At 64.7% G+C, this 12,229-nt stretch carries 11 protein-coding genes; 6 read left to right on the top strand and 5 right to left on the bottom strand.

Features of this window, described 5'->3' with window-relative positions; translation table 11 throughout:
- Window positions 1-54 precede the first annotated feature (54 nt).
- Both CFB45_RS04295 and CFB45_RS04290 read right to left on the bottom strand, forming a co-directional pair.
- Complete coding sequence (locus CFB45_RS04295) at window positions 55-1,356, bottom strand: hypothetical protein (RefSeq protein WP_089424657.1); 1,302 nt, start codon at window positions 1,354-1,356, stop codon at window positions 55-57.
- Between the two features lie 104 nt (window positions 1,357-1,460).
- The gene (locus CFB45_RS04290; RefSeq protein ID WP_004186709.1) at window positions 1,461-1,631 is read right to left on the bottom strand and encodes a rubredoxin; all 171 of its coding nucleotides are present in this window, start codon (window positions 1,629-1,631) and stop codon (window positions 1,461-1,463) included.
- Window positions 1,632-1,885: 254 nt separating this feature from the next.
- On the opposite strand from CFB45_RS04290, the gene CFB45_RS04285 reads away from it, so the two are divergent.
- Complete coding sequence (locus tag CFB45_RS04285) at window positions 1,886-2,752, top strand: hydroxymethylpyrimidine/phosphomethylpyrimidine kinase (RefSeq protein ID WP_089424656.1); 867 nt, start codon at window positions 1,886-1,888, stop codon at window positions 2,750-2,752.
- Window positions 2,753-2,941: 189 nt separating this feature from the next.
- Here CFB45_RS04285 and CFB45_RS04280 read toward each other — a convergent pair whose 3' ends face one another.
- Window positions 2,942-3,268, bottom strand: a complete 327-nt coding sequence (locus CFB45_RS04280) for a hypothetical protein (protein ID WP_144025162.1) — start codon at window positions 3,266-3,268, stop codon at window positions 2,942-2,944.
- 227 nt (window positions 3,269-3,495) lie between these two features.
- On the opposite strand from CFB45_RS04280, the gene CFB45_RS04275 reads away from it, so the two are divergent.
- The 4 genes from CFB45_RS04275 to CFB45_RS04260 are packed head-to-tail and all read left to right on the top strand — an operon-like array spanning window position 3,496 to window position 7,913.
- Window positions 3,496-4,530, top strand: coding sequence for a glycosyltransferase family 2 protein (locus CFB45_RS04275; RefSeq protein ID WP_089424654.1), 1,035 nt, complete (start codon window positions 3,496-3,498; stop codon window positions 4,528-4,530).
- Window positions 4,527-5,171 (top strand): class I SAM-dependent methyltransferase, encoded by a 645-nt coding sequence (locus CFB45_RS04270; protein WP_089424653.1) that lies wholly within the window; start codon window positions 4,527-4,529, stop codon window positions 5,169-5,171. The genes CFB45_RS04275 and CFB45_RS04270 overlap by 4 nt, the downstream gene beginning before the upstream one ends.
- Window positions 5,129-6,049 carry a hypothetical protein gene (locus CFB45_RS04265; RefSeq protein ID WP_179255039.1) on the top strand — a complete coding sequence of 307 codons (921 nt, stop codon included), beginning with the start codon at window positions 5,129-5,131 and terminating at the stop codon, window positions 6,047-6,049. Before CFB45_RS04270 ends, CFB45_RS04265 begins: the two co-directional genes overlap by 43 nt.
- A gap of 49 nt (window positions 6,050-6,098) precedes the next feature.
- Window positions 6,099-7,913 carry a hypothetical protein gene (locus tag CFB45_RS04260; protein ID WP_089424651.1) on the top strand — a complete coding sequence of 605 codons (1,815 nt, stop codon included), beginning with the start codon at window positions 6,099-6,101 and terminating at the stop codon, window positions 7,911-7,913.
- 155 nt (window positions 7,914-8,068) lie between these two features.
- Here CFB45_RS04260 and groL read toward each other — a convergent pair whose 3' ends face one another.
- Window positions 8,069-9,709, bottom strand: a complete 1,641-nt coding sequence (gene groL, locus CFB45_RS04255) for a chaperonin GroEL (protein ID WP_039361154.1) — start codon at window positions 9,707-9,709, stop codon at window positions 8,069-8,071.
- Window positions 9,710-9,755: 46 nt separating this feature from the next.
- On the bottom strand, window positions 9,756-10,049 hold the full coding sequence (gene groES, locus CFB45_RS04250; protein ID WP_039361157.1) for a co-chaperone GroES: 294 nt from the start codon (window positions 10,047-10,049) through the stop codon (window positions 9,756-9,758).
- 680 nt (window positions 10,050-10,729) lie between these two features.
- Here groES and CFB45_RS04245 point away from each other — a divergent pair.
- Window positions 10,730-12,196, top strand: coding sequence for a carbohydrate porin (locus tag CFB45_RS04245; protein ID WP_089424650.1), 1,467 nt, complete (start codon window positions 10,730-10,732; stop codon window positions 12,194-12,196).
- Window positions 12,197-12,229 lie beyond the last annotated feature (33 nt).

Here is a 12,229-nt window from a genome sequence, read left to right as displayed (position 1 = left end):
GTGTTGCGGGCCCGCGCGGCAAGGGCCGCCGGCGCGTGTTCGTCCCCTTCTTCGTCACGCCCGGCCGAGCGCCGCGCCGAGCGCGCCGGACGCCGCCGTGAGGTCCGGCGGCGCAACGCCGGCCGCAATCTTCAGCAGCGCCGCGCGCAGCATGTCGGACGCGTGGCCGTGCGCATCGAGGCCGCCGTCGGCGAGCGGCACGCCGTGCGCCGCACGCCGCCACGCGAGACCAAGCGTGTCGGCCAGGAGCGCCGCGTGGCCGAGCCCGAGCGCGCACGCGGCCGTGCCGACCCGGTAAGCGGCGCCGGACGCATGCCATGCGGCACCCGCGTCGGCTCTCGCCGGATCGGCCGCGAGGTCGACCATCGACGCATCGGCCGTCTGCAGGAAATCCTCATAGGCATGCGCATTGACCGTCACGACGCCGAGTGCGCGAGTCGGCGCGGCGGCAACCGCGTCGTGCTCGGCCCGGGCGGCGTCGGCCTCCCACAGCGCTTCGGACGCGGGCGTGCCGGCGACGTGCCAGTCGACCGTCAATCCGTAGTCGTGCAGCACGTCGACGAGCGCGACATCCTCGGCCGCGGCGCCGAATAGCGCGAAATCGCGCCACAGCAGCGCCACCGTCTCCCGCACGAGTTCGGGCGGCGCACTGGGCCGGCCCTGCGCGTGCTCGCCGAGCAGCAGGTTCGTGCGCGCGAGAAAGCGCTTCAGCTCGGGCGCGCCGCTGGCGCGCAGTGCGCGCACGCACGCGGCCGCGAGCCGCCAGAAATCGTAGGGATCGTCGCCGGCGAGCGCGGCCAGCATCGCGTCGAGTTCGTCGAGTGACGCATCGGGCGCGCCGTGTTCCGCACGCAGCACACCGAGCAGCGCCTGCTCGTAGCGGGCACGAATCCGGGTCGCGAACGCGTCGGGCAGCGCGCGCAACGTGGCGGGCGGCACCGCGCGGCCGACGAGCGCGAGCGCGTCGAGCGGCGCCTGCGCGCGCAGGTCGGCGGCGCTTTGCGCACGCAAGGCACGGAAATGTTCGAAGAGAACCGGCGAGCAGGCGAGCTCGCGCAGGTTGTGGCGTGCGACGGCCGCGCGGAAATCGCGCAGCGCGGCACGCCAGCCGGCCGAGGTCGGCTCGGCGGCGACGAGCGGCACGGCGGCCGACAGCTGCCCCGCGAAACGCGCGGCCGGCAGCCAGCCGGCTTCCGCCAGCACGGCCGCCGCTGCGGACAGCGGTGCGGCTGCGTCGTCGCGACGCTCGAAAGCGTCGGCGGCCGCCGCAAGCCATGCGTCGGCCGCGCGCACGGCCCCGCCGCGCGGGTTGGGCAGTGCGTCAGGGTGGGGAACGTTCGCCGGTTCTGGCCTCATGGACACGCGCGCCTGTCATCGTCAAGTCGCTCGCGCGAGCCTCGACGCATGAGCGCCGGGTCGATGCGAGGCCTGAGCGGTGTGTCCGTGGGCCAAGGGTCCGGTCAGATCTGGACCATCTCGAAGTCTTCCTTGCGGGCGCCGCATTCCGGACACGTCCAGTTGATCGGGACGTCTTCCCAGCGCGTGCCCGGAGCGATGCCCTCTTCCGGCAGCCCGGCTTCTTCGTCGTAAATCCAGCCACAAATCAGGCACATCCAGCTCTTGTATTCCATCTTAAGCCGCGTCGGGAAAGTCGGTAAATTCGGGAGCCATGATGGTACCGTGTCGGGGCCGGACTGCCTAGCAATCGCGCTGGAGTAACGCGACTACGTTGCGCTGCGCTAAAAAATCCGTCGTGCGGGCCGGATTCCGCCGCATAATGGCTGAAAAGTGCGGCCTGCCGGGCAACACAGGGCCGAAAACGCCCATTTCGCCTCGCCGTCCGCATGCCCGTCGCTTTCCCGTTTTTCTCTTGCCCCATTTTTACATGTCCAGCAACGCCCCTCCGATCGTCCTCACCTTTGGCCTGTCCGACCCCACCGGCGGCTCTGGCATTCAAGCCGATCTGTTGACCCTGGCGAGCATGGGCTGTCACGGCGTGTCCGTCCTGACGGGCTACACCGTGCGCGACTCGGCCGCCTGCGACGAAGTGACCGGCCTCGATCCCGACGTGGTCGCCGCCCAGGCGCGCATGCTGCTCGAAGACATGCCGGTTGCCGCGTTCAAGATCGGCGCGGCGACGCGCGCGGAGGTCGTGAGCGCGATCGCCGAGGTCGTCGCCGACTACGACGGCGTGCCGCTCGTGCTCGCGCCCGACTTCACGCTCGACGACGAGCACGTGCTCGCAGCCGACGACCTGCGCGAATCGATCGCCGACCTGCTGGCGCCGCAAACCACGCTGCTGGTCGCCGATTACGCGACGCTGATCGCGCTCGCGCAGCCGGACGGCGACGCCGAGGCGCCGAATCTCGACGCGGCCGTCTCGCACCTGCTGTCGCAGGGCTGCGAGTACATCCTGTCGTCCGAGACGGGCTCGCACCGGCTCGTCAACACGCTGTACGGCGAGGAAGGCCAGCTCCGCGAGGACATGTGGGATCGCTCGCCGCACCGGCTGATGGGCATCACCGACACGCTGGGCGCGGCCATCGCGGCGTTACTCGCGAACGGCCAGGAGCCGCCCGAAGCGGTTCGCGAAGCGCAGGAATACCTGTACCAGGCCGTGCGTGACGCGTTCCGGCCCGGCATGGGCGCGTACCTGCCCGACCGGTTCTTCTGGGCGCGCAGCAACGAGGACTCGGATACACCGCCGGCCGTGAAAGCCGATCCGGTGCCGCGGACGTCGCACCGGCATTGAGGCGGACGCGGCGGGGCACCCCGCCGTCGCACCTGCTGTGCCGGCTTGGGCGCAACCTCTCCAGCCACCCCGCTGACACGCCCAAATCCGCGCGCACATAAAAAAGACCCGCGTCGCTGAGCGCTCCAGATACCATCGACCGACGCCCATGTCCATGCGCCCGGCATCGATGCCTCTTCCTTCGGCAGTTCAGCAACGGCTGCGTCCGACGACGGAAAGCAGCAAAAGCGCGCCAAGAATTGCCCGACACTGAGCCAACGGCCGGATCTTCGTGCGTCGGCGCCCCTGCTCCGACACCGGAAGATCCGCCGGCCGCGCCTGCGCGCTCGCATCAACGCCCCTCCAATCCGCGACGCCCTTCGTCATCAGGTGCAGCGCAGCATCCAACGTGTCGCCTGCTTCCTTCCCTCTCTGCCCGGCGCTGCCGACTACGCGACGCCCGCCGCTCGGCCGCAGTTTTTGAAACATTTGATTACGATAGAAAAGACATACCGTATGCACCGCCACATCGACCAACGGGTCGATCCGCCCGTCGGCACTGACAATACCGCGAAGAACCGGCGTGCTTCCGATCCCGTCGGCACGGCGTTTAGCCGCCCACGATCGATCATGGAAAGTAATTTGTCGTAATTTTTTGCCATTTCATTTTGATTTATATTTCATCGACGTTCGCCAAACACGATATCGTTTTTTTCAAGATTTGAAATCCGGCGGCGTGGGGGCGAATTTATCTCTCACAGGCGATGAAATTAATTATTCAAATCCCCTGCTTCAACGAGGCCGCGACGTTGCCGATTGCGCTGGCGGCACTGCCTCGCCGAGTGCCGGGTTTTGATAGGGTCGAATGGTTGATCGTCGACGACGGTAGCACCGACTCGACAGTCGATGTAGCGCGCGCCGCCGGTGTCGACCACATTGTCCGACATCCACGCAACCAGGGCCTCGCGCGCGCGTTCACGACCGGACTCGAAGCCTGCCTGAAACGCGGCGCCGATGTCATCGTCAATACCGACGCCGACAACCAATACAATGCAGCCGATATTCCAGCGCTCATTCGGCCTATTTATGCGGGTGAAGCCGATATCGTCGTCGGGTCACGGCCGATCGACGAAATCGATCATTTCTCGCCGATCAAAAAATCGCTGCAGAAAATCGGTAGCTGGGTAGTTCGTGCAGTCAGCCGCACCGAGATTCCCGATACGACGAGCGGTTTCCGCGCCTACAGCCGCCATGCCGCCCAACGCCTGACAGTATTCAGCGATTACACCTACACCCTGGAGACGATCATCCAGGCAGGCCAGCGCAACATGTCGATCGTCTCGGTGCCCATCCGCGTCAACGGGTTCCTGCGGCCGTCGCGCCTAGTCAAAAGCATCCGCTCGTACGTGATGCAATCGGCCCAGACAATCTTCAGGATCTTCGTCATCTATCGGCCCGCCGCGTTTTTCGGCACGCTCGGCGCGATCCTGTTCGGCACGGGTGTACTGACCGGACTGCGCTTCGTCTACTTCTGGGCGACCGGCAACGGCACCGGGCACGTCCAGTCCCTCATCCTTGCATCGATCCTCGTCGGCGCCGGATTCCAGACGCTGTTGATCGCCATCGTTGCAGACCTCCTGTCCACCAACCGCAAGCTGCTCGAGGACGTACGTTTCGCGGTCAAGCAGATGCAAACGGACCGGGATCCTGCTGTCCCGGCCAAACAGACACAAGCGGACCGCAGCCAGGTCGCCACAGTCGAGAAGGAAACCACGCGCGCCTTCGGGGTCGTTCGATGAAGATGTCGGGCGGCATGGCCGAACAGGGCATCGTCGTTGGCAACAACTACGACAAGTACGGCTCGACGAATCCGATCGTGCGGCGCCTCATGCGAGGATTCGACGACGCGTTGACCGATTTCGTGACGCAGGCAGCGCCGTCGTCGATCCATGAAATCGGCTGTGGCGAGGGCTACTGGGTCCTGCGGTGGCGACAACAGGGCCTTCAGGCCACGGGAAGCGATTTTTCTGCTCGCGTGATCGAGCTGGCACAGGAGAACGCCGTGACGCAGTGCGTCGACCCGGCGCATTTCTCCCGTCAGGACGTCTATCGGGTCGGTGCTCAGGACATACAAGCGGATCTCGTCGTCTGTTGCGAAGTCCTGGAACATCTCGAGCAGCCGGAAGTCGCGCTGCGCAACATCGCGACGCTCGGCGCTCGCCACGTGATTTTCAGCGTTCCGCGCGAACCGGTCTGGAGCGCGATGAATCTCGCGCGAGGCAAATATATCTCCGCACTCGGGAACACGCCCGGCCACATACAGCGCTGGTCGAAACGGGCATTCATCGAATTCGTTTCCACGCGCTTCGACATCTTGTGCGTGCGCACCCCGTTGCCGTGGACGATGTTGCTTTGCCGCCCTCACAGCGCCGCACGGTAGTGAAGTTAGGCAAGCAGCAACGGCGCTGGATACACCTCGCCGGTAGCGCGCTGGGCGCACTCGGCACGATCTTCGTCGGAACGAAGCTTGTCGAGTACAGCCACCAGCTTTCGCTCGACACTTTCTCGGCCGTTACCTGGGGGGCCGTAGCGACACTCAGTGCCGGTTACGGGGCTTGCGGCCTGCTGCTTGCACTCGCCTGGCGGCAGTTGCTCACCCACCAAGGGGTCACGCCGTCGCGCCTCTGGGCGATCAGGACGTACGGCGTCTCGCAGCTTGCCAAATATACGCCGGGCAACATTTTCCATCTCGCTGGCCGACAAGCGATCTGCGTCGCTGCAGGCCTGCCTGCATGGCCCGTTGCCAAATCGATCGGATGGGAACTCGCGGTCATCGCGTCGACCGCCCTTCCGTTTGCACTGATGGCGGCACCGCTCAAATGGACGGCGATCGGTACGGCAACCGCCATCGCTGCGTTCGCGGGCGTGCTTGCCATTGCCGTGTCGGGCATCCGTGCCCGCTGGTCCCTTTGCGTTGCCCGGGCGGTATCGCTGTATGCAGTGTTTCTGCTCGTGTCCGGGCTGATCTTCAGCGCCCTGCTGGCGATCACGATGCAGCACGCGAAGATCGACACGCACGGTGCCGCATTCTGGTTGCCCGTATGCGGTGCCTACGTCATTGCCTGGCTCGCCGGGCTTGTCACGCCCGGCGCACCCGCGGGCGTGGGCGTTCGCGAAGCCGTCCTGTACTGGCTGATGCATGGTGTCGTCGGACAAGCGGACCTCATCACCGCTATCGTCCTCGGCCGCTTGGTGACGGTAGCCGGCGACTTGATGTTCTTTGTCGGCGCCGCCCTGGCGCCCAGGCCCCCGCACTGACCCGGATATGCGTACCACTCCAACAAGCCAGCGTCCGTTTGGATCAACCGTGCGCGAGTCGCTGCCGTTCGCAGTCGCACTATCGATTGTCGCCGTCATCTACGGGGCCGTGCCATTCATCGCCCTTCCGACACTCGGTCAGGCATTGTGGATTTCGTCGTTCGCCCAATCCTTCGTGAACAGCGGCTGGCCATCGATCTTCGCCCACAATTTCGGCCTCCCCGCCCCCGCGCCGATTGCGTTCGGCCTATCAGGCGCGCTGGTGGAAAGCGCCGTGCTTGCGGCCACGCCGCTGAACCCCGCCGACGCCTACAGCACGACCACGTTGCTGTTCTTGGCGCTCGCGATGTGGGGCTCGAAACGCTATGCATCGGCTCTGGGCGCCCCTGCGCGATATGCGCTGGCGTTGGCCGTGGTGTGGGCGACCATGCCGGTCATTTGGGCGCACTCCGGCTATTCGATGCTGTCGATCGGGATCGCGCTGTTGCCGCTTTATCTGTGGACGACGCACCGGCTTTGCGAAGCGATCGACGCACAACGCACACGGACGATCGCGATATCGGCGCTCGCCCTTGTGGCAGTCGCATGCCTAGCTGTCTTTACCGACGGTTATACGTTCGTCATGTTCGCCTTCGGCGCACTCGTCCAGTATGCGGGCGGCCTCAAGCGCTCGAGTGGCCGCAGGGTACGCCTGCTTGGCGTCGGCATGCCGATTTATGCTGCGGGCTTCGGACTCGCGTTCGTGCTTTACCGTCAATTCGTCGGCACGCAGAGCTTCACCGCAGATCCGCTGTCCGTATTCCGCGGCTTCGGCGTCGACATCACCATGCTCGTACGGCCAACCCAAGGACTGCTGGGGATATGGGATGTACTCCGCGTCAGCACCCCGAGAAGCGATTCGGCCTACTTCGGCGACGCCTCCGTGTGGGTCACGACGTTCATCGCCCCCATCGCCATGGCAGGCTTGGCCGGATTCGCGCTGTCGAACAACAAGACCCATGGCGTTCCGCTGCTGGTGCTTGGCATGCTTGCAACGTACCTCGCGCTCGGGCCGTCATTGAAAGTCCATTCCGTGCGGCCCGATGCCGACCGGGCTGCAGGCAACTTCCAGGCCACGATGCCGCCCGAGTATGCAGTCGCGCCCACCGGAACGGCCTATCTGTCCACGCACGTACCGGGCTTCAGGAACATGCGCGCGTCGTATCGATGGTCCGCCCTGACCGTTCTGGCATTCTGGGCATTGTTCGTCTTGCTGATCGCGGAGTTGTCGCGTCGCGACAGAAACAAGGCCGCGTGGTGGCTGTTGGGCCTGGTGATGGCGTCCAACCTCCCGAATCCGGAATCAGGGCTCGCGTATTCCGAAGTCCGCCATTACGAACATCAGGTGCTGCTGCATGCGCCGCTGCGCTTCCGCGATCAGTTCGCGCAGCTCGACCAGTCGATCGTCGCCGACTTCCGGCAGGATGCCCCGAAGGATGGCATCACCGCGTTTTTCCCCCAGGGCAACGACTTTCTCGCCGCCTATCTGGCCGCTGCATCCAATACACGCACCTACAACATCGGCGGCGACAAGAACGTTGCGCTGGCCCAGGCGCACTGGCCCGCATCCATCTCGACACTGTTCGTGTCCGACACGACGACGCTCGCCGGCAACATCGAACGCACCCTCGCGGATCGCAGCGCCCGCGCCGTGGTCATCAGCTACGTCGACCTGCTATGGAATGCACATCAATGGCCACCGTCATCGGCAGAGCTGGCCCAAGCTCGCGCACGCTACGCCCCGGCAGTGAATACGCTCTCCGCCAATCCCCGTTTCGTCGTGAAGGAGCGACCCTACTACGCGTTGGTCATCGCGCGCGAATAGCACAGGGGACGGGCTCACATCGAGTATCAGCCGCCCGCTTTCAGCCTGCATCGAAATCCACGCGCCCATAAAAAAAGACCCGCATCGCTGCGGGTCTTTTTCTTTGGCTGGAACGCGCATCGCTGCGCGCTCCGGACACCATCGACCGAAGTCGATTACATGTCCATGCCCATGCCGCCCATGCCGCCCGGCATGCCGCCCGGCATCGGTGCATCTTCCTTCGGCAGTTCAGCAACAGCTGCGTCCGTCGTCAGCAGCAGGCCTGCAACCGACGCTGCGTTCTGCAGTGCGGTACGCGTGACCTTGGTCGGGTCGACAACACCGGCTTCGACCATGTCGACGTACTCGCCCGTCGCTGCGTTGTAGCCGTAGTTGCCCTGGCCTGCAGCAACTGCCGCCACCACGACGCTGGCTTCTTCGCCGCCGTTCGTGACGATCTGGCGCAGCGGCTCTTCCATTGCGCGCAGCACGATCTTGATGCCGGCGTTTTGATCGGCGTTAGCGCCGGTCAGGCCTGCGATCGCGGTGCGAGCGCGGATCAGCGCAACGCCGCCACCTGCCACGATGCCTTCTTCCACAGCTGCGCGCGTTGCGTGCAGTGCGTCTTCGACACGTGCCTTCTTTTCCTTCATTTCGACTTCGGTCGCGGCACCAACCTTGATCACTGCAACACCGCCAGCCAGCTTGGCCACGCGCTCTTGCAGCTTTTCACGGTCGTAGTCCGACGTCGCTTCTTCGATTTGCGCGCGCACTTGCTTCACGCGTGCTTCGATGTTCACGGCTTCGCCTGCGCCGTCGATGATCGTCGTGTTTTCCTTGCCCACTTCGATGCGCTTCGCCTGGCCCAGTTCTGCCAGCGTTGCCTTCTCGAGCGTCAGGCCGGTTTCTTCCGCGATCACCTGGCCGCCGGTCAGGATCGCGATGTCTTCCAGCATCGCCTTGCGACGGTCGCCGAAGCCCGGCGCCTTGACCGCAACGGTCTTCAGGATGCCGCGGATGTTGTTGACGACCAGCGTTGCGAGCGCTTCGCCTTCGATGTCTTCAGCGATGATCAGCAGCGGACGGCCAGCCTTCGCGACTTGCTCGAGCACCGGCAGCAGATCACGGATGTTCGACACCTTCTTGTCGTGCAGCAGCACGAACGGGTTGTCGAGGACGGCGACTTGCTTTTCCGGGTTGTTGATGAAGTACGGCGACAGGTAGCCGCGGTCGAATTGCATGCCTTCGACGACGTCGAGTTCGTCAGCCAGCGACTTGCCGTCTTCGACGGTGATGACGCCTTCCTTGCCGACCTTGTCCATCGCTTCAGCGATGCGATCGCCGATCGACGTGTCGCTGTTCGCCGAGATCGAGCCGACCTGTGCGATTTCCTTGTTGGTCGTGCACGGCTTGCTGATCTTCTTCAGCTCTTCGACAGCCGCTGCGACTGCCTTGTCGATGCCGCGCTTCAGGTCCATCGGGTTCATGCCCGATGCGACGTACTTCATGCCTTCGCGAACGATCGATTGCGCGAGGACGGTTGCCGTCGTCGTGCCGTCGCCTGCGTTGTCGCTGGTCTTGGAAGCGACTTCCTTGACCATTTGCGCGCCCATGTTCTGGAGCTTGTCCTTCAGCTCGATTTCCTTCGCGACCGACACACCGTCCTTGGTGACCGTCGGGCCGCCGAAGCTGCGCTCGAGCACCACGTTGCGGCCCTTCGGACCCAGCGTGACCTTGACTGCGTTGGCGAGAATGTTCACGCCTTCGACCATCTTCGAACGGGCGGAATCGCCGAATACGACGTCTTTAGCTGCCATCTTCTAACTCCTTGAATTCTTGGGAATATGTACCGTCGGTGGACGCTTACTTGGCGTTGACCACGGCCATGATGTCTTCTTCGCGCATGACCAGCAGTTCGCTGCCGTCGACCTTCACGGTCTGGCCTGCGTACTTGCCGAACAGGACGCGATCGCCGACCTTCACGTCGAGCGCGATCGGGGCGCCCTTGTCGTCGCGCTTGCCCGGGCCGACGGCCAGGACTTCGCCCTGGTCCGGCTTTTCAGCAGCGGCGTCGGGGATCACGATGCCCGAGGCGGTCTTGGTTTCCTGATCCAGGCGCTTGACGATCACGCGATCGTGCAAAGGACGAAGGTTCATATTCACTCCTCTCTTGACTGAGATTGAAGAACGCTTAGGGAATCTGCCCGGCTTATCGCCCGGCAGAGAATTGTTAGCACTCTCGTGCAGCGAGTGCTAATTATATGGACGGGTTTTGACAAATTCAAGAAGGGAAACCGGACGAATTTTCGGGGCGGGGACGAGGCGCAAAAAGCACGTGGATCCGACAAAAAACCCTTTGAAAACAAACCCCGACAAGCGCCACCCGGCCTTGCCGGCGGGGCCGCGCGGCCCCGGAATCCCATCCAGCCCCGTTTGGACACCGGGAAAGCACGGAGTTCCTGCGATCGGCGGCATCACTCGATAAATTCCGTAGCGGCGTCGATTCCGTCCGCCGGCACACGCCATCCGGCGCCCGCCGGTTGCCGCCTGCGCCCCGCCCCGAGGATTCATCGATTCGCATCGAAGCATTCATTTTCATTACAGCGATATTTACGGTTTACCTCGGCACTAAACACGTGTCAGGCCCCATCCGTAAGGAGGTGGATTACATTCAGTAATATAGATGCGAATCATTCTCGTTTGCATTGACATTCCCATTCGACACTCCTACGATGCGCCGCGTTGCGTTCATCTTCATGCCCTGGCCGATCGGTGCCGAGCGTCCGGACAGCGACCGACAAGCAGGACTCCACACTAATTAGAACCAGGGATTTGATATGAAGTTTGCATCGTTCCAGGGAGACAGCGCCCGTGCCCGGATGCGCCCCGCCGCCTGCGCGGCCATCCTCGCGTGCGCATCGCTCGCGAGCGGCGCGGCGTTCGCCGACGTGCCGGTCGACGCACAACCGGAAGCCCCTGAGGCCGACCTGGCGATCCAGGCGAAGCCGACCAACATGTGGACCGGCATCTGGACGCGCCAGAGCCTGCTCGGCGACATGGGCGGCATCCGCCCGTGGCTCGGCAAGTACGGTGCGACGCTGCAGATCACCGAAACCAGCGAGTACCTCGCGAACCTGCGCGGCGGCCTGAACCGCGGCGGCGCCTACGACGGGCTGACGACGGCCACCCTGACGGTCGACACGCAGAAGGCGATCGGCCTGCCGGGCGGCACGTTCAACGTCAGCGCGCTGCAGATCCACGGCACCAACCTCAGCACGAGAAACCTCGGCACGCTCAACACCGCGAGCGGCATCGAGGCGCAGGGCACGACGCGCCTGTGGGAGCTGTGGTACCAGCAGTCGTTCCTCGACAAGCGCGTCGACGTGAAGATCGGCCAGCAGAGCCTGGACCAGGAATTCATGGTCAGCACGTATGCGAACACGTTCGTCAACACGATGTTCGGCTGGCCCGCGCTGCCGTCCTACGACCTGCCGAACGGCGGCCCCGCGTATCCGCTCGCGGGCCTCGGCGTGCGCGTACGCGCGCAGATCACGCCGAAACTCACCGCGCTCGCGGGCGTGTTCGACGGCGATCCGCTCGGCAACAACCCGAGCAACCTGAGCGGCACCAACTTCAACCTGCACAACGGCGCGCTCTATATCGGCGAGTTGCAGTACGCGCTGAATCAGCCGTCCGACGGCGAAATGGACACCGGCCGCTCGAACGGGCTGCCGGGTACCTACAAGATCGGCGTCTGGTATCACAACGGCCGCTTCGCGGACCAGAACGTCGGCACCGACGGGCTGTCGCTCGCGGATCCCGCGTCGAACGGTGACGCGCAGCAGCGTCACGGCAACTACAGCTTCTACGCGGTGGCCGACCAGATGATCTGGCGCCCCGACCCGACCGGCCCGCGCAGCCTCGGCGTGTTTGCGCGCGTGATGGGCGCGCCGGGCGACCGCAACCTGGTGAGCTTCTCCGCCAACGCGGGGATCGTGCTGAAGGCGCCGTTCGCAGGCCGCGACAACGACAGCGTCGGCCTCGGCGTCACGTACATCCAGGTCGGCAACCACGTGACCGACCTCGACCAGAGCGCGCGGACGTTCGCGACCGGCCCGTACGGCGTGCGCACGCGCGAGACGACGCTCGAGGCGACCTACCAGTACCAGGTCAACCCGTGGTGGATCGTCCAGGCCGATGCGCAGTACACGTTCAATGCCGGCGCCGGCCAGAACCCGAGCGACGCGACCCAGCCGCTGCGCAACACGTTCGTGCTCGGCGCGCGGACGACGATCACGTTCTGAGCGACGCGCCCACGCCGACCATTTTCGCGCGCC

This window comes from Burkholderia sp. HI2500 (assembly GCF_002223055.1).
Lineage (GTDB): Bacteria > Pseudomonadota > Gammaproteobacteria > Burkholderiales > Burkholderiaceae > Burkholderia.
This window is presented reverse-complemented; position numbering and strand designations above follow the sequence as displayed.

Excerpts from the sequence above, each read along its gene's own strand:
- CFB45_RS04295 (WP_089424657.1), bottom strand. The coding sequence starts at position 1,356 with ATGAGGCCAGAACCGGCGAACGTTCCCCACCCTGACGCACTGCCCAAC.
- CFB45_RS04290 (WP_004186709.1), bottom strand. The coding sequence starts at position 1,631 with ATGGAATACAAGAGCTGGATGTGCCTGATTTGTGGCTGGATTTACGAC.
- CFB45_RS04285 (WP_089424656.1), top strand. The coding sequence starts at position 1,886 with ATGTCCAGCAACGCCCCTCCGATCGTCCTCACCTTTGGCCTGTCCGAC.
- CFB45_RS04275 (WP_089424654.1), top strand. The coding sequence starts at position 3,496 with ATGAAATTAATTATTCAAATCCCCTGCTTCAACGAGGCCGCGACGTTG.
- CFB45_RS04270 (WP_089424653.1), top strand. The coding sequence starts at position 4,527 with ATGAAGATGTCGGGCGGCATGGCCGAACAGGGCATCGTCGTTGGCAAC.
- groL (WP_039361154.1), bottom strand. The coding sequence starts at position 9,709 with ATGGCAGCTAAAGACGTCGTATTCGGCGATTCCGCCCGTTCGAAGATG.
- groES (WP_039361157.1), bottom strand. The coding sequence starts at position 10,049 with ATGAACCTTCGTCCTTTGCACGATCGCGTGATCGTCAAGCGCCTGGAT.
- CFB45_RS04245 (WP_089424650.1), top strand. The coding sequence starts at position 10,730 with ATGAAGTTTGCATCGTTCCAGGGAGACAGCGCCCGTGCCCGGATGCGC.